Annotated in this window: 21 protein-coding genes and 1 pseudogene; 10 read left to right on the forward strand and 12 right to left on the reverse strand. The window is 69.4% G+C overall.

The annotated features are described in order from the left end of the window. Nucleotides 1-3 precede the first annotated feature (3 nt). Nucleotides 4-690 carry a FadR/GntR family transcriptional regulator gene (locus ACWFR4_RS19955; protein WP_453469310.1) on the forward strand — a complete coding sequence of 229 codons (687 nt, stop codon included), beginning with the start codon at nucleotides 4-6 and terminating at the stop codon, nucleotides 688-690. An 85-nt stretch (nucleotides 691-775) separates the two neighbouring features. Beyond that, nucleotides 776-1,429, forward strand: coding sequence for a GntR family transcriptional regulator (locus ACWFR4_RS19960; RefSeq protein WP_116504812.1), 654 nt, complete (start codon nucleotides 776-778; stop codon nucleotides 1,427-1,429). Nucleotides 1,430-1,449: 20 nt separating this feature from the next. Here ACWFR4_RS19960 and ACWFR4_RS19965 read toward each other — a convergent pair whose 3' ends face one another. Genes ACWFR4_RS19965 through ACWFR4_RS19980 form a run of 4 tightly spaced genes read right to left on the reverse strand, consistent with a single transcriptional unit; the run spans nucleotide 1,450 to nucleotide 6,707 of the window. Next, a complete protein-coding gene (locus ACWFR4_RS19965; protein ID WP_453653673.1) occupies nucleotides 1,450-2,766 on the reverse strand; it encodes a cytosine permease in 1,317 nt (438 codons plus the stop codon). A gap of 31 nt (nucleotides 2,767-2,797) precedes the next feature. Then, on the reverse strand, nucleotides 2,798-4,225 hold the full coding sequence (locus ACWFR4_RS19970; protein ID WP_453469408.1) for an oxamate carbamoyltransferase subunit AllG family protein: 1,428 nt from the start codon (nucleotides 4,223-4,225) through the stop codon (nucleotides 2,798-2,800). Continuing rightward, the gene (gene fdrA / locus ACWFR4_RS19975; protein WP_453653675.1) at nucleotides 4,222-5,772 is read right to left on the reverse strand and encodes an acyl-CoA synthetase FdrA; all 1,551 of its coding nucleotides are present in this window, start codon (nucleotides 5,770-5,772) and stop codon (nucleotides 4,222-4,224) included. Before fdrA ends, ACWFR4_RS19970 begins: the two co-directional genes overlap by 4 nt. Then, nucleotides 5,769-6,707, reverse strand: coding sequence for an oxamate carbamoyltransferase subunit AllH family protein (locus ACWFR4_RS19980; RefSeq protein WP_453653677.1), 939 nt, complete (start codon nucleotides 6,705-6,707; stop codon nucleotides 5,769-5,771). The genes fdrA and ACWFR4_RS19980 overlap by 4 nt, the downstream gene beginning before the upstream one ends. 113 nt (nucleotides 6,708-6,820) lie before the next feature. Between ACWFR4_RS19980 and arcC the strand changes: the two genes are divergently transcribed. Beyond that, the gene (arcC, locus tag ACWFR4_RS19985) at nucleotides 6,821-7,750 is read left to right on the forward strand and encodes a carbamate kinase (RefSeq protein ID WP_453469326.1); all 930 of its coding nucleotides are present in this window, start codon (nucleotides 6,821-6,823) and stop codon (nucleotides 7,748-7,750) included. 155 nt (nucleotides 7,751-7,905) lie between these two features. On the opposite strand, the gene ACWFR4_RS19990 is transcribed toward arcC, so the two are convergent. After that, the gene (locus ACWFR4_RS19990) at nucleotides 7,906-9,414 is read right to left on the reverse strand and encodes an MFS transporter (protein WP_453653679.1); all 1,509 of its coding nucleotides are present in this window, start codon (nucleotides 9,412-9,414) and stop codon (nucleotides 7,906-7,908) included. A 314-nt stretch (nucleotides 9,415-9,728) separates the two neighbouring features. On the opposite strand from ACWFR4_RS19990, the gene ACWFR4_RS19995 reads away from it, so the two are divergent. Together ACWFR4_RS19995 and ACWFR4_RS20000 are read left to right on the forward strand one after the other, a co-directional pair. After that, nucleotides 9,729-11,219 carry an NCS1 family nucleobase:cation symporter-1 gene (locus ACWFR4_RS19995; protein ID WP_453468990.1) on the forward strand — a complete coding sequence of 497 codons (1,491 nt, stop codon included), beginning with the start codon at nucleotides 9,729-9,731 and terminating at the stop codon, nucleotides 11,217-11,219. Nucleotides 11,220-11,282: 63 nt separating this feature from the next. Continuing rightward, the gene (locus ACWFR4_RS20000; protein ID WP_453653681.1) at nucleotides 11,283-12,008 is read left to right on the forward strand and encodes an aspartate/glutamate racemase family protein; all 726 of its coding nucleotides are present in this window, start codon (nucleotides 11,283-11,285) and stop codon (nucleotides 12,006-12,008) included. 333 nt (nucleotides 12,009-12,341) lie between these two features. Here ACWFR4_RS20000 and ACWFR4_RS20005 read toward each other — a convergent pair whose 3' ends face one another. Continuing rightward, on the reverse strand, nucleotides 12,342-12,914 hold the full coding sequence (locus ACWFR4_RS20005) for a dihydrofolate reductase family protein (RefSeq protein WP_453468988.1): 573 nt from the start codon (nucleotides 12,912-12,914) through the stop codon (nucleotides 12,342-12,344). 16 nt (nucleotides 12,915-12,930) lie between these two features. Between ACWFR4_RS20005 and ACWFR4_RS20010 the strand changes: the two genes are divergently transcribed. Continuing rightward, a complete protein-coding gene (locus ACWFR4_RS20010) occupies nucleotides 12,931-13,227 on the forward strand; it encodes a hypothetical protein (RefSeq protein WP_453653683.1) in 297 nt (98 codons plus the stop codon). 22 nt (nucleotides 13,228-13,249) lie between these two features. On the opposite strand, the gene ACWFR4_RS20015 is transcribed toward ACWFR4_RS20010, so the two are convergent. From ACWFR4_RS20015 to ACWFR4_RS20025, 3 genes and pseudogenes are all read right to left on the reverse strand, one after another. Continuing rightward, the gene (locus tag ACWFR4_RS20015) at nucleotides 13,250-13,753 is read right to left on the reverse strand and encodes a hypothetical protein (RefSeq protein WP_453468987.1); all 504 of its coding nucleotides are present in this window, start codon (nucleotides 13,751-13,753) and stop codon (nucleotides 13,250-13,252) included. Nucleotides 13,754-13,817: 64 nt separating this feature from the next. Further along, the gene (locus ACWFR4_RS20020) at nucleotides 13,818-14,606 is read right to left on the reverse strand and encodes an ArsR/SmtB family transcription factor (RefSeq protein WP_453653741.1); all 789 of its coding nucleotides are present in this window, start codon (nucleotides 14,604-14,606) and stop codon (nucleotides 13,818-13,820) included. Between the two features lie 112 nt (nucleotides 14,607-14,718). Next, nucleotides 14,719-15,066, reverse strand: a pseudogene (locus ACWFR4_RS20025) (HGxxPAAW family protein); the annotation flags it as partial. Between the two features lie 210 nt (nucleotides 15,067-15,276). Here ACWFR4_RS20025 and ACWFR4_RS20030 point away from each other — a divergent pair. Further along, entirely contained in the window at nucleotides 15,277-15,891 is a 615-nt protein-coding gene (locus ACWFR4_RS20030) for a TetR/AcrR family transcriptional regulator (protein WP_453653743.1), read from the forward strand. A gap of 215 nt (nucleotides 15,892-16,106) precedes the next feature. On the opposite strand, the gene ACWFR4_RS20035 is transcribed toward ACWFR4_RS20030, so the two are convergent. Next, nucleotides 16,107-16,970, reverse strand: a complete 864-nt coding sequence (locus ACWFR4_RS20035) for an NmrA family NAD(P)-binding protein (protein ID WP_453653685.1) — start codon at nucleotides 16,968-16,970, stop codon at nucleotides 16,107-16,109. A gap of 89 nt (nucleotides 16,971-17,059) precedes the next feature. On the opposite strand from ACWFR4_RS20035, the gene ACWFR4_RS20040 reads away from it, so the two are divergent. Then, nucleotides 17,060-17,803 (forward strand): TetR/AcrR family transcriptional regulator, encoded by a 744-nt coding sequence (locus ACWFR4_RS20040; RefSeq protein WP_453469179.1) that lies wholly within the window; start codon nucleotides 17,060-17,062, stop codon nucleotides 17,801-17,803. Between the two features lie 427 nt (nucleotides 17,804-18,230). Further along, nucleotides 18,231-18,842, forward strand: coding sequence for a carbonic anhydrase (locus tag ACWFR4_RS20045; protein ID WP_453469180.1), 612 nt, complete (start codon nucleotides 18,231-18,233; stop codon nucleotides 18,840-18,842). Nucleotides 18,843-18,865: 23 nt separating this feature from the next. On the opposite strand, the gene ACWFR4_RS20050 is transcribed toward ACWFR4_RS20045, so the two are convergent. Next, entirely contained in the window at nucleotides 18,866-19,984 is a 1,119-nt protein-coding gene (locus ACWFR4_RS20050; protein ID WP_453469181.1) for an FAD-dependent oxidoreductase, read from the reverse strand. 144 nt (nucleotides 19,985-20,128) lie between these two features. Between ACWFR4_RS20050 and ACWFR4_RS20055 the strand changes: the two genes are divergently transcribed. Beyond that, nucleotides 20,129-20,800, forward strand: coding sequence for a TetR/AcrR family transcriptional regulator (locus tag ACWFR4_RS20055; protein ID WP_453653687.1), 672 nt, complete (start codon nucleotides 20,129-20,131; stop codon nucleotides 20,798-20,800). 121 nt (nucleotides 20,801-20,921) lie between these two features. Here the strand turns inward: ACWFR4_RS20055 and ACWFR4_RS20060 are convergent, their stop codons facing one another. Beyond that, nucleotides 20,922-21,194 carry an HPr family phosphocarrier protein gene (locus ACWFR4_RS20060; RefSeq protein ID WP_453653689.1) on the reverse strand — a complete coding sequence of 91 codons (273 nt, stop codon included), beginning with the start codon at nucleotides 21,192-21,194 and terminating at the stop codon, nucleotides 20,922-20,924. Nucleotides 21,195-21,222 lie beyond the last annotated feature (28 nt).

Genomic DNA, 21,222 nt, shown 5'->3' on the forward strand with positions numbered 1-21,222 from the left:
GGGATGAAAAACGTGGAACGGGCTCCGTCGCTCGTCGACACCGTGATCGCCGCGCTGCGACAGGAGATCGCGACGGGCGCCTGGCAGCTCGGCGACAAGATCCCGTCCGAGAGCCGGCTCGCCGAGACGCTGGGCGTCAGCCGCCTGTCGGTGCGCGAGGCCGTGCGCGTCCTGGTGCACTCGGGACTGCTGATGACCCGTCAGGGCAACGGGACCTTCGTGACGGCCACCGACGAGGCCGAGGTCGCGCTGCGCCGCCAGCTCGACCGCGCCGCCGCCCAGGACATCATCGACGTACGCCGCGGCCTGGACATCGTCGCCGCCCGGCTCGCCGCGACGAGACGCACGGCGGACGATCTCCAGCAGATGCGCAAGGCCCTTGACGACCGGGCCGACGCGAGCCGGAACGCCGACGTGGACGCCTTCGCGGATGCCGACGTCGACTTCCACCTCCGCATCGCCGAGGCCTCCCGCAACCCCGTGCTGCAGAATCTCTACCGGGGCATGAGCGACGCCCTGCGCGACAGCGTCAAGGCCGACCAGTGCATGAAGCACACTCTCAGCGGCAACGACACGTCGCACGAGGACCTGCACCGGGCCGTCGAGGACGGGGACGCAGGCGCCGCGGCGGCCATCGCGGTGGCCATCCTCGACCAGCAGGAGACCGGCTCCGATGCCCCGGCCGGCTGACCGTGGCCCGGACTCCTGTCCTGTGCCTCCTGCCGAGGGTGGGGTACGGCCCAATGACCTGCGACTCGGTGCGAGAATAGTGGTCATGGCAGGGGATGACACTTTTGAACCCGAGTCGGAGCGGGTCACGCGCACGCTGCGGGATCAGATTCTCGACGGTGTGCGGGCGCCGGGCAGCAAGCTCGTGGAGCGGGAACTGGCGGCCGAGCTGGGGGTGAGCCGCCTGCCCGTCCGTGACGCCCTCAAGGACCTGGTGAACGAGGGTCTTGTCACCCCGCGCCCGCGGAGCTGGGCGGTGGTTCGTGAGTTCACCGCCTCCGACGTCGAGGACCTCGACGAGGTCAAGGCCGCCCTGGAGATGCTGGCGTTCCGTCTCGCCGCCCAGCGGCGCACCCGCGCGGGACTCGCGCGGCTGCGGGCGGACCTGGACGCCGAACTGAGGGCGGCGGCCAAGGGCGATGCCGTACCGGCGCGGCGGGCCGCGGCCGACTTCCACGAGACGGTGACAGCGCTCGCCGACAACGAGCTCCTGAACGAGCTCGGCCGCACCCTGAGCAGCCGCATGCGATGGCTGCTCGGCCAGCACGACGACATCTCCGGCGTCGCCAAGGAGCACGAGGAGCTGTACGAGGCAATCGAGGCACGGGACGTGCCGCGCGTCGAGGAGCTGGCCCTCAAGCACCTGGCGACCGGCCGCAGCGAGGCCGCCGCCCACCGCAGGCGCACCCCGGAGCAGTAGCCGTACACCCGCGTCCGCCATCATGCGCCCCGGCTTCGTACGGGCATTCCCTCCAGTACGGCGTAGGCGATCAGGGCGACGAGCAGGCCGGTGACCGCGTCGGAGAACTGCGGCGCGTACCAGTGCACGAGCCCCCCGGCGGCCGCCCCGGCCGCCCACGCGGCGAACGCCGTGGGACGTACTGCCGCCTCGGCCCGCCCGTCGAGCCGGCGGCGCAGCAGCACCTGGTCGGCGATCAGTACGCCGCCGAGTGGTGGGACGAACACGCTGAGGACGACCAGCCAGTCGAGGAAGTGGTCCCACACACCGGCCAGCGCGGCGACCGTGCCGACGGCCCCCAGGACGATCGTCATCACGCGCATCCTCGTACGGGTCAGATGCGACCAGCTGAGCGCGCCGTTGTAGAGGCAGTGGCTGCAGACGGAGCCGAGGTTGACGAAGACGAACACCGCGGCCAGTACGTCGAGGGCCACCGCGTGACCGCCGGTGAGGATCGGGAGGAAGTTGCCGCCGACCGTGCCCGCCGAGGCCACGGCGCCGGCCGCCACGACGATGCCACCGGTGATCTGGGCGACGAGACTCGCCACGGGGAACGCGGTGGCCGTCGCGATGACGGCCTGCCTGCCGTTCTTTGACCAGCGGGTGAAGTCGGCCGTCATCGTTCCGGAGTCCGCGAACGTCGCCATGATGAGGGAGACGGCGGCGCCGAAGGTGAGGGCGCTGCTCCCACCGACGCCCTTGTAGTCGAGGACGGTCGCGAGGTCGTGGTCCCTGGAGACGATCACCAGGGCTATCAGGCCGACGAGGATGAACAGCGGGGCGGCGACCGCGCCCAGCCAGGACAGGGCGCGGATGCCGAGGAACGTGATCGCGACGAAGGCGACCCCGGCGACGGCGGCGACGAGTTGTTCGTGCCAGCCGAACGCCTGGTGCAGGGTGGCCCCCGTCGCGCCGGTGTTGAAGGCGAACCACCCGACGACGACCGTCGCGAGGAAACCGGACGCGACGACGTAGCCGACCCTCCCGAACGTCTTGGTCGCCTGGAGCGAGAAGCTCTCGCCGGTGCTGCCCGCCCGGTGACTGAGCAGACCGACGTAGACCAGCATCACGAGGTTCGCGGCGACGATCGCGGCCAGACCGCGCCAGAAGCCCATGAGCGCGACGACGATGCCGCCGGGGACGGCGTTGGTCAGGATCATCGGGAACCCGAACCACACGGCCGACACGGTGAGAAGGGACTTGCGGCTCTCCGTCGGGACGGGTGTGTGCTCGTACTCCGGGTCCAGCTCGAGGCCCGCGTGGGCCGTTTCCGCCGGGGCGGGATCGCGTCTGTTCATGGTGGGTCTCCGTGGATTGGCCGGCGCGCCGTCAGGCGACCGTGCGGGCGAGAGCTCTGGCGGCCTGCTCGAAGACTGCGGCGGGCGGGTGCGTGATCCCGGCGCCGATCATCCCGATGCCCGCTTCCTTGTGGGCGATCGCGGTGTTGATGACCGGCAGGATCCCGGTGGCCAGGACCTTGCGGACGTCGATGCCGGTGGGGATGCCCTCGAAACCCAGGGCGGGGATGGTGACGTTCGGGTTCTGCGTCGTCGTGATCTCGCCCATGTCCCGGGTGAAGGCGACGGCCTCTTGCACGGTTCCGCCGACGAGCGCGACGATGGCGGGTGCGGTCGCCATGGCGAACCCGCCGAAGCCGTACGTCTCACTGATCGCGCTGTCGCCGATGTCCAGACCGGCGTCCTCGGGCTTGAATCCGGCGAACATCGGCCCGATGACCGGCTGGGCCGGGCCCGTGAGCCACTGGTTCCCGGGCAGGCCGCTGACGCGGAGGCCGAACTCGACGCCGTTACGGGCCATCGTCGTCACGATCGTCGAACCCTCGATGCCATGGGCGGCGTCCATGGCGGCCTTGGCCATGGCGAGCCACGTGGGCCCGGAGAAGTAGTCCGAACTGGCGACGAAGTCGAAGACCTCCTTCTTCTGCTCGGTGGTGAAGCTCGTCTGCAGCAGGGCGGGAGTGAGTGCCTGCGTGAGGAGCAGGGTGCCCGCGATGTTGCGGTTGTGGCACTCGTCGCCCATGTGCAGCGCCTGGGAGAGCAGGAGGCGCAGGTCCACGGGGCCGCCGATCTCCATGGCCTCCTTGAGCATGGGGCCGAGGACGTCCCGCATCCAGACGAGGCGCTCGATGACGCTCTCGTCGTTCGCCCCCATGCGAAGGATCTTCGCCATCTGCTCGGAGAGGTTGGTGAAGGCGGTGTTGCCATGGGTCTCGTTGCGGACGATGTGCATGTACATCGACGCGGACGTGACACCGGCCATCGAGCCGACGCAGTCGTGTTCGTGGCAGGGCGAGAAGGTGATCTCGCCGGATGCCGCGAGCCGTTCGGCCTCGTCGAGGTCGCGCGCCAGGCCCTCGAACACGAGGGCGCCGGTGACGGCCCCCTTCATGGCGCCCGCCATGCGGTCCCAGGTGATCGGCGGTCCGGCGTGCAGGATCGTCGTCGGGGTCATCCCGGGCACCACGTCGATGGCCCGGCCGAAGCCGACCAGCATCGGCCGTGCGCCGACGATGCGGTCGACGGCTTCGGCATTGGCCGCATCGGTCCGCTCCGCGACGCGCGGGTCCTCCAGCGCGTCGAGTGCCGCGAGGACCTCGGGGCTGCCGCCGCCGGGCGGAGTCCAGTCGAGGGTCGTGACCTGTGCGCCCTGGGCGGTGAGGTCCCGGTCGAACATGGCCAGTCCGACGTTGACGACGCTGAGGTCGCTGGTGAAGAGGCTGGTGGCCTGAGTGCTCATGCGCGGTGTGCCTTCCGGGCGGTCTCACGGGCGAAGTGGCCCGTCTCGGTGCTGCTGCGGGTGACGGTGACTCCGGCGGCTTCCAGGGCCGCGACCTGCTCGGCGAGGGCCGGGGTGTCGAGGTCGGTGCCCAGGACGTAGCCCACGATCTCCAGGTGACGGCCCGCGTCGGAGGCGGTCTTCCTGGCCTGCGCGATGGCGGGGAGCGTGACCCCGACCGGGTCCTCGTGGGCGCCGAATCCGAGGACGAAGTCCATGAGGATGACGGCTACTTGGGGGTCCTCGGCCTCCTGGACAAGGCGCGCCAGGCGCAGCGACGGGTCGATCATCGGGTGCGGGCGGCCGTTGGTGAAGTCGTCGTCGCCGAAGTCGAGGAAGGTGTGCCCGACGCTGGGACTGCCGGCCGTCAGGCGCCGCCCGGGGTCCTTCTGGATGTTGCTCCACACGTTGTCGCTGACTTCGAGCAGCGCGTACATCGACTCGTCGCACAGGGTTCCGCCGCAGAACAGGCCACGCACGTAACGCTGTTCAGGTGCGAGCCGGGCGCAGACCTCGTCCACCTGCTTGGCGGCAAGTTCGTCGACGGCCGCGTGGGCGTCGACCCCGAGGCGGACGGCCTGGAGCGCCGCGTCCTGGGTGCTCGCGGCGAAGTGTCCGCCGGCCGCGGTCACGGCCTCCTCGGATCCGCCGACGAAGTAGACGACCACGGGCTTGCCCGCGCCCGCGATCTCGGCCAGCACCTTGTCCTGCACCGCGGGCGCAGGCGGCTTGGACACGAGGACGATCACGCTGGTCCCGGGATCGTCGGCCAGCGCCCGGATCCCGTCGATCATCATGATGCCGCCGACCTGCTCACTGAGATCGCGGCCCCCCGTGCCGATGAGTTGCGAGATGCCCGCGCCCAGCGCGTGGATACGGACACTGACCTCCTGCGCGCCGGTGCCGGATGCCGCGACGACGCCGACGGTGCCGGGCCGCACGGCGTTCCCGAAGCACAGCGCGACATTGTTGATGATCGCGGTGCCGCAGTCGGGCCCCATCATGAACAGGCCCTTGCTGTGCGCCAGTTGTTTGAGGCGAACCTCTTCCTCGATCGGGACGTTGTCGCTGAAGACCATCACGTGCAGGCCGTTCTCCAGCGCCTTGCGGGCTTCCCGGCCCGCGTACGCGCCGTTGACCGCGACGATCGCGAGGTTCGCCTCGGGGACGGCGCGCGCGGCGCTGTCGACCGTCCGGTACGTGACCTTGTCCGCACCGCCGCTCGCGCTGGGCGCCTTCTGCACGAGGAGTTCCTCGACCTCCGCCAGGAGCGCTGCGTGGTCGGCTTCCTCGCCCGCCTCCACGACGATCATGAGATCCCCGGTGCCCGCGGCGCCGAGATCCGGTGTGAGGAGGCCGAGGTTGCTCAGCACGCCCTTGTTCATCTCGGTTCCCATGGCGACGAACGCCTGCTCCACGCCGGGCAGTTGGTTCGCCCGGGTCGAGATGGACATCAGGGACACCGAGTCGAAGTAGGTGTTCTTCTTGACGACTGCTGTGATGCTCACAGCGAACCTCGCAGTTCTTTCTCCAGGCGAAGCCCGGTCACGAGACCGGACAAGATGTCGGTGCCGGACGTGTGGCCGATGGCCAGCACGTGTCGGACCGGGGTGCGGATGGATTCGGTTGCCCGCGCCGCGTGCCACCCGGAGGGGTGGGCCAGCGCGTGCAGGACGTCGAGCAGTGAGGCGCGGGCCCGTCCCGCCAGGGCCTCGTCGAGCGTGGTGACGCTCAACCGAGTGGTGCGGCCGGGGTGTTCGAGCAGGATGTCCTGAAGCGCCCGCCCGAACGGGCCGAGCCCGCTGCCGTGGAGCGAGGACAACAGGGCCAGGGCGGTCAGGAAGTCGTCGCCCGCGGGCGTCAGCCCCGGGCCGAGTCCGAGAAGTGACAGGACGCCGCGGCGCATGCCGGCGTCGTCCGCGGACTTGATCGCGCGTACGAGGGTGTCGCGCCCGTCGGCGAGTGCCCGGGTGACGGCTGCCTCCATCGACGATGCGGTGGGAGTCGGGCCGAGCATGCCGCCGCGTGAGCCGTGCGCCTGTATCAGCCGGTCGAGCGCCGAGGCGGCGGCCGCGAGGTCGCCCGGGTCGAGCGCCGTAAACGACGGCAGGATGGGATGCCATTCATCTGCACCCTTCGTATGCACCCGCAGGTGTGCGCCCGCCGTGCGAATGGTGATGACACCCGGCGCGAACTCCACGGTCCGACCCGCCGAGATACCGCTGTCCGACCAGCTGTCCACATCGGCGACGAGGGTCCGTGGAGCGTTGCCGCCGCCTCGGGCGGCGAGGGCGACGAGCTTCTCACCAGGCGTCAGTACGTTGACAGTCCGCTGGAAGACGCTTTCGACGACGCCCTGCCCGCGGAGCGCGCGCAGGTACGCGATCAGTGCGGCGTCGCCGGACATGGCGCGCAGCTCGGTGGCTGTACACAGAGATGTCACTGCACCCTCCTCGCCCTCACCGTGCCCGTCGGGCGTGATGGGTTCCCTTCAACATTCGCTCACTGGTATACCATTTGACAATGGGGAAGCGAACAAGTCTGTGGAGGGAATCCATGCGCATCGTCGTGGCTCTCGGTGGCAACGCGCTGGCCCGTCGGGGGGAGCCGATGACGGCCGACCATCTGCGGGCGAACGTCAGGTCCACCTGCGAGGCGCTCGCCGGCCTCGCCCGTCAGCACGAGCTCGTGATCACTCACGGGAACGGACCCCAGGTGGGTCTTCTGGCTCTGCAGAACCTCGCCTACCAGGATGTGGCGGCGTACCCGCTGGACATCCTCGGCGCGGAGACGCAGGGCATGATCGGTTACGTCATCCAGCAGGAGCTCTCCAACGCTCTCGCCGGGGAGCGCGAGGTGGCGGCGATCGTCACGACCACCGAGGTCGACGAGGCGGACCCGGCCTTCGAGCGCCCGACGAAGCTGATCGGTCCCCAGTACTCCGCGCAGGACGCCGCGGAGGCGGCGGCCGAGTACCGGTGGACGATCGCGCGCGACGGTGCGGCGTTCCGGCGCGTGGTGCCGTCCCCCGCCCCGCGGCGCATCGTCCAGGCACCGCTCGTGCGGATGCTCCTGGAGAACGGCCGGCTCGTCGTGTGCGTCGGCGGCGGAGGCGTACCCGTGAAGATCGACGGCAAGGACCGCCAGACCGGCATGCAGGCCGTGGTGGACAAGGACCTCGCCAGCGCGGCACTCGCGGCCGAACTCAAGGCGGACATGCTGGTGATGCTCACGGACGGCGACTACGTCAGTGAGAACTGGGGGACTCCCGAGCAGCGGGACATCCTGACGGCATCCCCGGAAGCGATCGCCGAACTGGCCTTCGCCGAGGGGTCCATGAAGCCGAAGGTCGATGCCGCTGTGCGGGTCGCGAAGGCCGGCGGACGCGCACTCATAGGACCGCTCGAACGGATCGACGACCTGCTGGAGCGCCGGGTGGGCACAGAGATCCGGGCCGATGTGCCGGAGGGGATCGTCTTCGCCTGAGCCGAGGCCGCGGAAGCCTCTTCAGGAAGGATCTTCTTGCCGCGGGAATGCTCTATGAGGCCCGCGGCAGGAATGCATTGTTTACGGACGGTGTGGTCCGGCTGTCCGATGGGGGAGTCGGACCACACCCTCCGCGCTTCATCGATATCGCCTCGTCAAGCGCCGCGACTTCCGCTTTCCTGCCCATGTTTTGCTTCGCTCGGATTACCAGAAGAAGTATTTGCGCGAGCATATACGCGGGTAGATTGGCGGCCGGCCAGCGTGGCCGTCGCGACCGCTGCCAGCAGGAGCAGGACGAGGGGGATCCAGATGGCCGAGGTGAAGCCGTGCAGGGTGGCGGCCCGCCGGCTTCCGTGGAAGGCCGCGGCCGCGCTCGCGGCCACCGTGTTGAACACGGCCGATCCGATGGAGCCGCCCATCTGCTGCGCGGAGTTGACTGTCGCCGAGGCGATGCCGGAGTCCTGTGCGGGCACGTCCGAGGTGGCGCCGGTCATGATGGCCAGGAAACTGCCGCCCATGCCGACACTGAAAGTGATCAGTGCGGGCAGGACGTTCGCGGCGTAGGTGGAATCCGGGTCCAGGAGCGTGAGCTGGAACAGTCCGCACGCCGAGATGCACAGACCGGCCGTCATCATCACGCGCGGGCCGAACCTGGGCAGGAGGCGTGTGCCGAGCTGGGTGGCGGTCGCGGTGGTGACGAGGCTGATGGGCAGGAAGCCCAGGCCGCTGGCCAGCGCGGACCAGTCCAGCACCGTCTGCAGGTAGTACGTGAGATACAGCGAGACGGACAGCTGGCCTGCCATCAGTGTGCCACCGGCCAGCAGTGAGGCGACGCGGCGGCGGTCGCGCATCAGCCGCGGAGGCAGGAGCGGGGCGGCGGCCCGGGTCTGCCACCAGGCGAACGCCGTCAGCAGGACGGCCCCGGCGAGCAGTACGCCGAGCACAACGGGGGACGTCCACCCCTGAGCCTCGGCCTGGCTGCACGCGTACACCAGCGCCGTCAGGCCGCCGCACCCGAGCACCGCACCCGCGATGTCGATACGGCCGGTGAGGCGTTGGGCGCGATCGCGCGGAGTCCACAGCGTGCCGAGCAGTGCGAGGAGGGCGATGGGCACGTTGACCAGCAGGCACCAGCGCCAGCCGAACCACTGCGTGAGCAGCCCGCCCAGGACGACGCCGAGGGAGGCTCCGGCGCCGCCGAGGGCACCGAAGACGGCGATGGCCTTCCGGCGCTCGCGCAGATCGGTGAAGGTCGTGGCCACCAAGGCGAGGGCCGAGGCGGCCAGAAGTGCGGCGAAGGCGCCCTGCACGGCACGGGCGGCGAACAGGGCCTGCGCCGTGGGGGCCGCTCCCGCCGCCGCGGAGGCGACCGCGAAACCGAGCAGACCCGAGGCGAAGACGCGCTTGCGCCCCGCGTGGTCGGCGATGCGGCCGGCGAGCAGCAGCAGCCCGCCGAACGCGACCGTGTAAGAGGTGACGACCCAGGGGCGGTCACCGTCCGCCATGCCCAACTCCGTCTGCATGGACGGCAGGGCCACGTTCACGATGGTGCTGTCCAGCAGGATCATCAGCTGGGCCAGACCGAGGACGCACAGCGCCCACCAGCGGCGGGGATCCGGGAGCTGCTCCTGGGGGGTGCTGGGTGACGGTGGAGGGGCTTGCATGCACGTTTTGTATACCAAAACACGGCTCAACGTAAAGGTCACGCTCGTCGAGTGGGTCTGACTGCTTCATTGGTATGCAGAATCGCCGCTCGTGGGTGCGTGAGGCGGCGGCGGGCGGGCCGAGAGGTCGGTGCCGCCCGTAAACAATTTGCTCACGCAATCTTCACTGCGTGAGAGTTGTCACGGCAGGGTGTTGCGCGGTGTCGCATAAATTCTGGGCAGCGACCTATTGACCGCCCCTGCCACCCCCCGTAATCTCCCGTTCCGAAACAAGGAAAAGTCATTCCGCAATACGGAAATGCCGGGAGAGTGTCATGGCCGCCGTGCACGAGAAGCCACCCACCGCTGCGGTCGACGGGGAACCCCGGACGAGCCCCGGGCTGTACAGCCCCGACCTCGCCCCCACGAAGAAGGAAGGGCGCCGCTGGGGCGCCTACAGCCTCTTCACCCTCTGGGGCAACGACGTGCACAGCCTCGGTAACTACGCTTTCGCGATAGGCCTGTTCGCCCTGGGGATGAGCGTCTGGAACATCCTGGTCGCCTTCGCGGTCGCGTCAGCGCTGCTCTTCCTGCTCCTGACCCTCTCGGGATACATGGGCAACAAGACGGGGGTCCCGTTCCCCGTCATGAGCCGCATCGCCTTCGGCGTCAAGGGAGCGCAGATCCCGGCCATCGTCCGTGGTGTCGTGGCCATCGCGTGGTTCGGCATCCAGACGTACCTGGCGGCGTCCGTGCTGGGCGCGCTCGTCAAGGTGCTCTTCCCTGGGCTGCGCTCCCTCGACGAGAACTCGATCCTCGGACTCTCCACCCTGGGCTGGGCGACGTTCCTGACCCTGTGGGTCGTTCAGGTCGTCATCGTCAGCTACGGCATGGAACTCATCCGCAAGTACATGGCGTTCGCGGCACCGACGATCCTCATCACGATGTCCGCCCTGGCGATCTGGATGTTCATCCGCGCCGACGGCTCCATCTCCATGTCGACCGGGCACGCGCCGCACGGCCTCGACATGTGGCGCCAGATCTTCGAGAGCGCCGCCCTCTGGGTCGTCATCTACGGCACCTTCGTGCTCAACTTCTGCGACTTCACACGCTCCGCCAAGAGCCGCCGGGCGATCGTGCGCGGCAACCTCGTCGGCATCCCGGTCAACATGCTGTTCTTCGCCGGCATCGTGGTCGTGCTCAGCGGGGCCCAGTTCAAGCTGAACGGCGAGGTCATCACCGGGCCCGAGGACATCGTGCGCTCGATACCCAACACCTTCCTTATGGCGGCGGCGTCACTCGCGTTCATCACGCTGACGATCGCGGTGAACCTCATGGCGAACTTCGTGGCGCCGATCTACGCCCTCGTCAACCTGTTCCCGCGCACGCTCAACTTCCGCCGCAGCGGCGTGGTGAGCGCTGTCATCGGCCTGGTCATCCTGCCGTGGAACCTCTACGACAACCCGACCGTGGTGAACTACTTCCTCGGCGGCCTCGGAGCACTGCTCGGCCCCATCTTCGGCGTCGTCATGGCGGACTACTGGCTGGTCCGCAAAACCCGCGTGAACGTCCCCGACCTCTACACCGACGACCAGCAGGGCGACTACTTCTACCAGCGCGGGTTCCACATGAAGGCCATCGCCGCCTTCGCGCCCGCCGCGGCCGTCGCCGTCGTCATCGCGCTGCTCCCCGCCTTCAAGTCCGTCTCCGGGTTCTCCTGGTTCATCGGCGCGATCCTCTCCGCCGTCGTCTACCTGGTCCTCGCCGACCGCAAGAAGGCGACCCGGGATGTCGACGGTGAGGCCATCGCGGTCGACGCCGCCTGATTGCTCCGCACCACCCTCGTATCAACTCCGGCCCAGGCCGGACCCGGCAAAGAAAGCCCAGAAATGCGCATCCTCGTCGTCAACGTCAACACGACCGCCTCGATGACCGAGAGCATCGGCGCCCAGGCCGCCGCCGTCGCCTCACCGGGGACGGAGATCGTCCCCCTCACTCCGCCGTTCGGCGCGGAGTCGGTGGAGGGCAACTACGAGAGCTACCTCGCGGCCGTCGCCGTGATGGAGGCGGTCCGCTCCTACCCGCACCCCTTCGACGCCGTCATCCAGGCCGGGTACGGCGAGCACGGGCGGGAGGGGCTCCAGGAACTCCTCGACGTCCCGGTCGTCGACATCACGGAAGCCGCCGCGAGCACCGCGCAGTTCCTCGGCCACCGCTACTCCGTGGTCACCACACTCGACCGGACCGTGCCGCTCATCGAGGACCGGCTCAAGCTCGCCGGCCTCTCGGACCGCTGCGCATCGGTGCGGGCCAGCGGAATGGCCGTACTGGACCTGGAGAGCGACGAGGAAGCCGCCGTCGAGGCCATCCTGGAACAGGCGGCCCAGGCTGTCGAACGCGACAAGGCCGAGGTGATCTGCCTCGGTTGCGGCGGCATGGCCGGCCTCACGGAGCGAGTCGTCAAGCGCACCGGTGTCCCCGTCGTGGACGGAGTCGCGGCGGCTGTCACCATCGCCGAGTCCCTCGTCCGCCTCGGCCTCTCCACCTCGAAGGTACGCACGTACGCGGCGCCCCGCCCCAAGACCATCAAGAACTGGCCGCCGCGGGCCGCGTGAACAAGGATGCCGGGGCCACTTCACGCGGTGGTGTCACGGCCGGCTCGTCAGGGCTCAGCGTGATATGCGTGGCCGCGGCGTTTCGAGGAGACGGCTCATTCCGCTGATGGCGTTCACGTCGGGGCCCGGATGGTCAGGTCCCACGGCCACGCACATGTCGAGGGGCGGGGACGTCGCGGGCGCGGCTTTCACGGGGCGCCCGCGACCACCGTCATGCAGACCACACCAGAACCCTCAAGCGCGCTTGAAGCAAGGGCCCTGATCGGAGGCCTCAATCGGGGGCCACAGTTGGAGGCCCTGATGGGAGTGGGCGTCCCGTGCCTTCCCGCGACGTCAGCGGACGACGTCGAACACCTGCTTCTGCAGACCGTTGGCGTACGCCTCCGACTCGACGAGCTTGAGCTTCTGGGTGTCCTTGTCCGTGTCGCTGAACAGCCGCTTGCCCGCACCGAGCAGCAGCGGGAAGACGAGCAGGTGGTAGCGATCGATGAGGCCGGCGTCGGAGAGGCTCCGGTTGAGGGCGGCGCTGCCGTGGATGATGATCGGCCCGCCCTCGGTCTCCTTGAGCGCGGCGACCTCGTCGAGGGAGCGCAGGATCGTGGTCTCGCCCCAGTCCGCGACGAGCTCGTCCTCGGTGAGGGTGGTGGAGACCACGTACTTGGGCATGGCCTTGTACTGGGCGAATTCCTCCATGCCGGGCCAGACGGGGCTGAACGCCTCGTAGCTGACGCGGCCCATCATCATGGCGGCGGCCTCCTGCTGCTCGCGGCCCTTGATCTCGAACGCCTCCGGGAGGAATTCGACGTCGTTGAAGGTCCACCCGGAGTTCCGGTAGCCGGGCTCGCCACCCGGGGCCTCGACGACGCCGTCGAGCGAGACGAAGGCGGTGCTGATCAGAGTGCGCATCTCAAGGTCTCCTGGTGTGTTTCGTACCGGCCGGCTGGTGGTGATCCGGTCCTCCGGTTGTTCGGTCGGTGGCCGATACGGCTACTCGACCGCGGATCACCGCTATCACCGACTGGATGACTGCGGCGCCCGCGCAAAATCATCGGCGCGCGCCGGGCCACTCGCCGGCACCTTCCCGAACGACCGCACCGAGTACGTCGTCCCGGTGGCCCCGGTCACCGCGCGCCACGTCGCCCTGCGGGCGCTGAGCGAACACGGCGACCAGAACCGGTTCGCGGCGGTGGCGGAACTGGATGTGGTGCGGGCGCGTTGAGAGCCGGGGTCTCTTCCAACCTCTAGTCATCTGCCGCCGGTTGCGGCAGCAGGGCCAGGAGCTGTCGGGTGTGGCCAGGCAGTTCCGCGTCGGTCAGGCCTGTGATGAGGTCCCTGAGTGCGAGGGGCTGATTGACCAGGACCTTGTCGTGGGACAGCAGCAAGGCGGGCACCGGTGTGTCGAGTTCGGTCTCGCTCAGCATCGGGCCGCCGAGGGCGCAGAGGGCGTCTGCCTGGAGGCGGATACGCTCCCGGAGCCCCGCGTTGCCGCCGGCGAGGGCGATGACGTGCTCGATGGTCCAGATGTCGTGCGCCGTGCGGGTGTCGTACGTCGTGGGTGCTCCCGTGGACGCGGCGGAGACGGTCGCGATGGTGGTGGCGTTGACGATGGCGACATGGGCCAGGATCTGGTCGGCGTTCCACTCGCCCGTGGGCGGGACGGGGCTCGTGTCCCCGGAGCCGGCCACTGTGGAGGCGGCGTCCAGCAGCGTGCGGTAGGCGTCCCGAAGGGAAATGGTGTCCACCATGTCTTCTTCCTTGAGTCCTGCGCGGAGTGGCTGGGGGGGGGAAGGGGCTGTTGTACCTGCCGCTTCAGGCGTGCGAGCTCGACATGCTCCACGGCGCCTGCGGGAGCACCTCGCCGGTCTCGAGCAGTGACTTGAGGTTCGCGAGGACGGCCGGCCATCCCTGTGAAATGCCGTTCAGCATCTCCGAGTTGGGAAGGTTCTCGTGGGTCACGGTGAGCCGGACGATGTCTTCGTGCGGCTCGACGAGGAAGGTGACGACGGACGGGTCGCGGGGCGGCTGGGCGTCCGGGGTGTCCTCGAACGTGATGACCAGACGCGTCGGCGGCTCGGCCTTGAGTACCTGACCGACGACGTCGACGGCCCCCGATCCGTCGACGCGTCGGTGCTCCCAGGCCGAGCCCGGCTGCCAGTCGGAGACGTTGGCGTGTCCCCAGTAGCGCGCCGTCAGGTCTGCGTCCGTCAGGGCCTGCCACACCTGTTCCGCGCCGGCCCGGATGTAGGTGACGTAGACGTAGGACGGTACGGATGCTGATCCGCTGGTCATGGCGTACTCCTCTGCCTGGTTCTTGATGGCGCTGATCGCTTGCAGACGGGGCTTGTCGAACTCGGAGATCCAGCGTTCCTCGATCTCGTGGATCGGGGTCGGATTGAGGTAGTGAAGCCGTTCGCGTCCGCGCCGGACGACGGTCACGAGGCCGGCCCGCTCCAGGATGTCGAGATGCTGGGTGGCCGACTGGCGCGCCATGTCCAGACGGTCGCACAACTCGCGCAACGTCTGGCCGTTGTGCTCGCGCAGGCGGTCGAGCAGCCGGCGCCGGGTGGGATCGGCCAGCGCTTTGAAGACCTGGTCCATCGCTGTCGCTTCGTGGCTCACACTCCGATTATGCAGGTATTCGCCTGCATAATGCCAGCGGTCGTGAGAAGTGGGTTCATGCATGCCGGCTGCGCACTGGTCGTCTTCCGTGTCAGAGGTCGGCGGAGAACGGCACTTCCGCGGGTGTGGCGGTGGGTTCGGGGGTGATGCCCGGACGCGCCGGAACCCCGCGTCGCCCGGCCAGTCGGCACCCGAGGCAGTCCGCGTGCCCGTTGCGTGCGGCGCGGTCCCGGCCCCTGAGGTCCGAAGGTCGCGGGCCCGGCGGCTTGCCCCAGCCCGCGAGGTGCAGGCCCCATGTGGCCGGCACCGCCGAGACCAGGACGCAGATCCCCAGCCAGATCCCCGGGTGCCAGCCGCAGATGCCGAGGCCGGTGACGATCGCCCCGCCGGTGGCAACGGCGAAGCCGGCCCACCCGGCGACGGTGTGCCCCTCGTCGTGCCGGTGCGCGTTGAGCTGTCCGCCCGGACGCCTCTCCGACTGTCCGCCCGGACGCCTCTCCGACTGTCCGCCCGGAAGCCCCTCCGTCTGTCCGACCGGTCGCGTCTCCAGATGTCCGTTCACGGGGTGAGGCCTCCTTGGTTTCCGCTATTTGTTGAGTGACTGCTCAAGAATGGACCGTAGCATGAGTTTTTGAGCGAGCGCTCTAGAATGGCGGGCATGAGCAAGGCACGAGGACGTCCGCGCACGTTCGACCGGGACGCGGCGCTGGAGGCGGCCATTCGACTGTTCTGGGAGCGCGGCTTCGAGGCGACCTCGCTGGGTGAGCTGACGGAGGCGATGGGCATCCGCCCGGGCAGTCTCTATGCGGCGTTCGGTGACAAGAAGGCGCTCTTCAGGGAGGCCGTCGAGGTGTACGGGCGGTCCCCGGTGGGATCCTTCCCGGCGCGTGCGCTGGCCGAGGAGCCGACGGCTCGCGGCGCCGTGTCCCGGATCCTGCGTGAGGCGGCGGTGGTCTACGCGGATCCGTCCCACCCGGCGGGCTGCCTGGCCATCAGTGCGGCCACCAACGTCACCGTGCAGGACGAGGAGATCGCCAAGTTCCTGCGCGACGTGCGCAATGGGGGCCTCGCCGCCATCGAGGAGCGCCTGCGCCGGGCCAAGGAAGAAGGGGAGCTGCCGGCCGGGGTCGATGAGTCGGCCCTGGCTTCCTACTTCGCCACGATCGTGCAGGGACTTTCACAGCGCGCACGGGACGGAGCCGACGCGGCCGAGCTGTCCCAGGTGGCCGAGCTGGCGCTGGCCGCGTGGCCTGGCGGCGGCTGACGGCTGCATCTGGGCCCTTCCGTCGGCGGCGCACCGGCCCGCGAAAGCGCCGGACGCGCCGTCGGCGGCACGCTGGGCATCGCGCCCGAACGGGGGCGCCGACCACGTCTGGCTCGTCCTCACCTCCACGCCCCCGCCCGTCACCGTTTGGCCCACCCACACGACTGAACCTGACGTCGCATGCCCGGCTCGCAAGACCGCCACGGACGTGTGGCTCAGTTGCCGCGCAGCTGCTCGCGCAACACCGTGCTCAGGGAGGTGGGTTCGCGTCCGATCAGGGTGGCGAGCGTCGGGTCGACCGTCGCGAATTCTCCGGCACGGCCGGCGGTGAAGACGCCGAGCAACTGGTCGGCCGTCCCGGCGGGAACGCCGTGGCCCACGAGCTGCTCGCGGAACGCGTCATCAGACGTCGTGGTCCTTTTGATGCTGCGGCCGCCGACTTCGGTGGCGATGGCGGCGATGTCGTCGAAGGTCAGTGCCTGTGCGGCGGTGAGCGGCGGGGTCGGGCCGTCGAAGCGGCCCTCGTCGGCCAGGACGGCGGCCGCCGCCGCGGCGAGGTCGGCGTGCGCGGTCCAGCTCACCGGCCCGTCCGCGGGGAGTTCGACTTCTCCGGACTCCAACCCATGTCCCAGGAACTGCAGCGCACTCGTGGCGTAGAAGCCGTTGCGCAGCGAGGTGAACGGCACACGGCAGGCCCGCAGGGCTTCCTCGGTGGCGGCGTGGTCACGGCAGGGCTCGAAAAGCGACGTGGGGCTCGCGCCCATGTGGCTGGTGTAGAGGATGCGCCGGGCGCCCGCCGCGACCGCCCCCTCTATTGCGGCGCGGTGCTGTCGCACGGCCTCCTCGCCCATCTTGTCGACGGAGACGATCAGCACTTGGGAGGCGCCCTCGAAGGCGTGCGCGAGGCCGGTGCCGTCACTGAAGCTGCCTTGCCGCACGCGCACCCCCCGGTCGGCGAGGTCCTGGGCCTTCTGCGGGTCGCGGACGCTGACGCCGACCCGGTCCGTGGGCACGCGTGTGAGCAGGCTCTCGACGATCTGGCGCCCGAGCTGTCCGGTCGCTCCGGTCACGATGATCAAGGTTCACTCCAACGTCTAGTTCCAGTGGAATCGCATTCAGCGTAACACTGATATTAACGATGGTAACGCCCGTGGTGTATCGTTGATATATGCCACCACGTTCACGAGGGAGCCGCCGCGCGGCCGCCGTCGAACCCGCGACCGTACCCACGGAGCGCGAGCCCCGGCAGCGGGTGATCGAGGCCGCCGCCGAGTTGTTGGCGCGTGAGGGCCGTGACGCGGTCACGACGCGCGCCGTGGCGGTCGCGGCGGGCCTGCAACCACCCGCCATCTACCGGCTGTTCGGCGACAAGGACGGTCTGCTCGAAGCGGTGGCCGAACACGGTTTCGCCAGGTTTCTCGCGAGCAAGACCGTTGCCCCCCATCCGCAGGACCCGATCGAGGACCTGCGGGCCGGCTGGGATCTGGCCGTCGAGTTCGGGCTCGACAACCCCGCGCTGTACACGCTGATGTACAGCGAACCCACGACCACCTCGTCGGCCGCGTTCGAGGCAGGCATGAAGATCCTCATGGGGCGCATCCGGCGGCTCGCCGCCGGCGGATGGCTCAGGGTCGACGAGGAGCTGGCCGCCATGATCATCCATGCCACGGCGCGCGGCGCGGTCCTCACCTGGCTGTCACTGCCCGAAGACCAGCGCAATCCGGCCCTGTTGACGACGCTCCGGGAGTCCATGGTCGCTACCGTCACCAACCAGGAACCGGCCGTGCAGGCCGCGGGCCCGGCCGGCGCGGCGCGCGCCCTGCGTGCCGCGCTGCCCGAACAGACAACCCTCAGCGGGGCGGAACAACACCTGCTGACCGAGTGGCTGGGGCGCCTCGCCGCCGACGGCTGAGCCGCCGGCACTCGAGTCCGTGCGTCCTTACTCAGGGGACGCCCGCATACGCTGATCCCGTGCCCGCTTGTACCCGAACACCCGGGCGATCTCCGCCTTGCAGCTGCACGCACCAGACCCCGCTCCCTGATCCAGCCTGATCCGGACGAAAGGCCCTAGCCCGCCGGTGGCAATGCGCCGCGCGCCCGCTCGTGCCTGCGGTCACTTCACCCGTATCTGGCAGCACAATCGCCCCTGTCAGGACGCATGGGCGTGTGTGAGCGGCACGCGGCACCGAGGGGAACGACCTATGGACACGGCAGAGTCTCCGAAACGCAGAGTTCTGCTCGCCGGGGCACTTGCGAGTGCCACGGTCGCGCTCGCGGGATGCACACCGACCAGCGCCGTCACGACACCGTCCAGCACAAAGCCGTCCAGCACTACGCCGATGCCGCCGCCGACCACGCCCGCGGCGGCGTTCGCGAGGCTGATGGAGGGCAACAAGCGCTGGGTGAGCGGGGACCTGCAGCACCCCGACCGGGATCTGGACCGTCGTGAGCTGGTGGCTCAACAGCAGGAGCCGTACGGGTCGGTCCTTTCGTGCATCGACTCCCGCGTCCCGCCTGAACTCCTCTTCGACACCGGGCTCGGCGACCTCTACGTGATGCGCACGGGCGGGGAGGCGATCGGGCCGGTGGTCACCGGTTCGGTCGAATACGGGCCCATGACGAGCGGCACCCCTCTCATCGTGGTCCTCGGCCATCAGCGGTGCGGCGCGGTCAAGGCGGCGTACGAGTCCCTGCGTGACGGCAAACCGCTGCCGGGCAACTTGCAGGCGATCGTCAAGGCTCTGGAACCGGCCTATCGGCAGGCAGCCCGCGAGGGTGGCGACGACCCCGTCGAGACCATGGCCCGCGCGCAGGTCACCTTGACCGCGACCGATCTGCGCACCAACAACGACCTTGCCCCACTCGTGAACAAGGGCGGCCTCGCCGTGGTCGGCGCCTATTACTCACTCGACACCGGCAAGGTGGAAGTTCTGACCGGCGCCCCGTCCTGAACAGACCGGCACCGCGGATCATCTCAGCCGGTGAGGAAGTCGATGAGGCTGTGCGGTGCCCGGTCGTCGAGGCAGAGCGCCATGAGCTGGTGCGCATCCGCGGCTTCCGACTCGCTGCGCGGGAACATCGCCTCTTCGTAGGCGGTGAGTGCAGCTTCGAGGTCGTCGGGGTGCCCGGCGATCGCCTGCCCGAGCTCGGCGGCGTCGAGCATCGCCAGGTTCGCGCCCTCGCCGGACGGCGGCATCAGATGCGCAGCGTCACCGATGAGCGTCACCCCGGGCAGGCGCTCCCACCGGTGCCGGTTCGGGAGCGTGTGGATGGTGCGCGGTACCGGTGTGGTTTCGCCGTCAGTGATCAGCGCGGTGAGCTCCGGCGCCCACCCGTCGAACTCGGCCGCGACTCGAGCTCCTGCCGCGGCGGCGTCGGTGAAGTCGATGCCGGCGATCCACTCGACGGGGCATTTCAGCTGTACGTACGTGTGCAGGATGTTCCCCGCCTCGCGGTGCGCGGCGATCCCCTTGCCCGGGGCGAGGGCGAACATCGCGCCGTCGCCGACCGCCTCGGCCGCCGCGGGGTGCCGCTCGTCGGCGTCGTACAGGTAGGTCTCGATGAACGTCGTGCCGACGTACTCGGGCTTGGCGTCGGAGAGCAGCGGCCTGACCTTTGACCAGGCGCCGTCCGCGCCGACGAGGAGTTCGGTGCTCACGGTGGATCCGTCCGTGAACGTCAGTTCGTGCCGCCCGTCGCCGAGCGCCGCGACGCCGGTGAGCTTCTTCCCCCACTGGACCGTCCCCGCGGGCAGAGAGTCGACGAGGATGCGCCGCAGGTCTCCGCGGAGCACCTCGGGCCGCCCGCCGTTGCCGTCGTCGGGTTGGTCGAGGAGCACCTTTCCGTGCTGGTCGAGCGCGCGCGTGGCTTCGCCGCCCTCGTGGATGATCGCGCGGAATTCGGCGGTGAGGCCGGCCACTTCCAGCGCGAGCTGCCCGTTGTGGTGGTGGATGTCGAGCTGGCCGCCCTGCGTGCGGGCCTCGGCCGAGGGCTCGGCCTCGTAGACCGTCGCGGGGATGCCGTGGACGTGGAGCACGCGGGCGAGGGTCAGCCCCCCGAGGCCTGCGCCGATGATCGTTACGGGTGAGGTCATGGTGGTTCCTTGCCTGTGCACGCCAGCCGGGCGGGAATCCGGCAGGTCACATATCTCTGGAATGTTGTTCCAGAGCCAGCCTGGAATGTTGTTCCAGAGATGTCAAGCTGGAACGAGGTTCCAGACGTATGTCAGGATGTGCGCATGGCAACCAGGACGCGTCGTCCAGAGCGACGGGAGAAGCCGCTCTCCCGTGAGCGGATCGTCGAGGCCGCGATCGGGCTTCTCGACACGGCGGGTGAGAGCGGACTCACGTTCCGCGCGCTGGCCGAGCGCCTCGCCACGGGGCCGGGCGCGATCTACTGGCATGTCGCGGGCAAGGACGAACTCCTCAGTGCCGCCACCGACGCCGTCGTCGCCGGCGCCATGACCGCCGAAACCGCCGACGCCACGCCGCAGGACGCGATCCGCGCCCTGGCGCTCGGGGCGTTCGACGCGATCGACGATCACCCGTGGATCGGGGCCCAACTCACCCGCGCCCCGGGGCAATCGCCGATGATGCGGGTCTTCGAACACATCGGGCGCCAGGTGCAAGCGCTCGGAGTGCCCGCCGCCGATCAGTTCACCGTCGCGTCCGCGCTGTGGAGCTACATCCTCGGAGTGGCCGGACAGAACGCTGCCAACGCCCGTTCGGTCCCGCCGGACACGGACCGGGCCGAGTTTCTGGGCGCCGTCTCGGCGGTATGGGCAAACCTCGATCCCGACGAGTACGCGTTCACCCGTAGCGTCGCGGGCCGACTGCGCGATCACGACGACCGAGAAGAGTTCCTCGCCGGCATCGACCTCATCCTCACCGGAATCACCGCCGGTCGATAGCCGATCGGCCGGCCGACGGCAGCCATCGATAACCTGCCCCACGCGTCTGAGCTCGGGGTTGAGGATCGCGTAGATGCCGTCGAGGCGTCCGTCCCGCACGGAGACGGCGACGAGCTGACCGTTACCCCCTGGCGTCGAGGTCGGTCGCCATGAGCGCGGCCAGTTCGTCTATGGCGGCGTCCGCGCCGTCGCCCTCGGCTGCGAGTACCACGGAATCACCGTGCTTCACCGCGAGTGCGAGCACGGACAGCAGGCTCCGTGCGTCGACCGGGCTCTGCCCCTCACGGGCCACCGTCACCTTGACCGGCTGCTTCGAGGCGGCCTGGACGAAGACGGAAGCCGGGCGGGCGTGCAGCCCGGTGCGCGAACCGATGACGACAGTGCGCTGCGGCATGAGTTGACCCTCTTTCTGGAGGCGAAGG

The sequence above is a fragment of the Streptomyces sp. NPDC055140 genome, assembly GCF_053607285.1.

What these genes read in the sequence shown, in the direction of transcription:
- ACWFR4_RS19955 (WP_453469310.1), top strand. Translation starts at nt 4, where the DNA reads ATGAAAAACGTGGAACGGGCTCCGTCGCTCGTCGACACCGTGATCGCC.
- ACWFR4_RS19960 (WP_116504812.1), top strand. Translation starts at nt 776, where the DNA reads ATGGCAGGGGATGACACTTTTGAACCCGAGTCGGAGCGGGTCACGCGC.
- ACWFR4_RS19965 (WP_453653673.1), bottom strand. Translation starts at nt 2,766, where the DNA reads ATGAACAGACGCGATCCCGCCCCGGCGGAAACGGCCCACGCGGGCCTC.
- ACWFR4_RS19970 (WP_453469408.1), bottom strand. Translation starts at nt 4,225, where the DNA reads ATGAGCACTCAGGCCACCAGCCTCTTCACCAGCGACCTCAGCGTCGTC.
- arcC (WP_453469326.1), top strand. Translation starts at nt 6,821, where the DNA reads ATGCGCATCGTCGTGGCTCTCGGTGGCAACGCGCTGGCCCGTCGGGGG.
- ACWFR4_RS19990 (WP_453653679.1), bottom strand. Translation starts at nt 9,414, where the DNA reads ATGCAAGCCCCTCCACCGTCACCCAGCACCCCCCAGGAGCAGCTCCCG.
- ACWFR4_RS19995 (WP_453468990.1), top strand. Translation starts at nt 9,729, where the DNA reads ATGGCCGCCGTGCACGAGAAGCCACCCACCGCTGCGGTCGACGGGGAA.
- ACWFR4_RS20000 (WP_453653681.1), top strand. Translation starts at nt 11,283, where the DNA reads ATGCGCATCCTCGTCGTCAACGTCAACACGACCGCCTCGATGACCGAG.
- ACWFR4_RS20005 (WP_453468988.1), bottom strand. Translation starts at nt 12,914, where the DNA reads ATGCGCACTCTGATCAGCACCGCCTTCGTCTCGCTCGACGGCGTCGTC.
- ACWFR4_RS20015 (WP_453468987.1), bottom strand. Translation starts at nt 13,753, where the DNA reads ATGGTGGACACCATTTCCCTTCGGGACGCCTACCGCACGCTGCTGGAC.
- ACWFR4_RS20020 (WP_453653741.1), bottom strand. Translation starts at nt 14,606, where the DNA reads ATGGACCAGGTCTTCAAAGCGCTGGCCGATCCCACCCGGCGCCGGCTG.
- ACWFR4_RS20030 (WP_453653743.1), top strand. Translation starts at nt 15,277, where the DNA reads ATGGCGGGCATGAGCAAGGCACGAGGACGTCCGCGCACGTTCGACCGG.
- ACWFR4_RS20040 (WP_453469179.1), top strand. Translation starts at nt 17,060, where the DNA reads ATGCCACCACGTTCACGAGGGAGCCGCCGCGCGGCCGCCGTCGAACCC.
- ACWFR4_RS20045 (WP_453469180.1), top strand. Translation starts at nt 18,231, where the DNA reads ATGCCGCCGCCGACCACGCCCGCGGCGGCGTTCGCGAGGCTGATGGAG.
- ACWFR4_RS20050 (WP_453469181.1), bottom strand. Translation starts at nt 19,984, where the DNA reads ATGACCTCACCCGTAACGATCATCGGCGCAGGCCTCGGGGGGCTGACC.
- ACWFR4_RS20055 (WP_453653687.1), top strand. Translation starts at nt 20,129, where the DNA reads ATGGCAACCAGGACGCGTCGTCCAGAGCGACGGGAGAAGCCGCTCTCC.
- ACWFR4_RS20060 (WP_453653689.1), bottom strand. Translation starts at nt 21,194, where the DNA reads ATGCCGCAGCGCACTGTCGTCATCGGTTCGCGCACCGGGCTGCACGCC.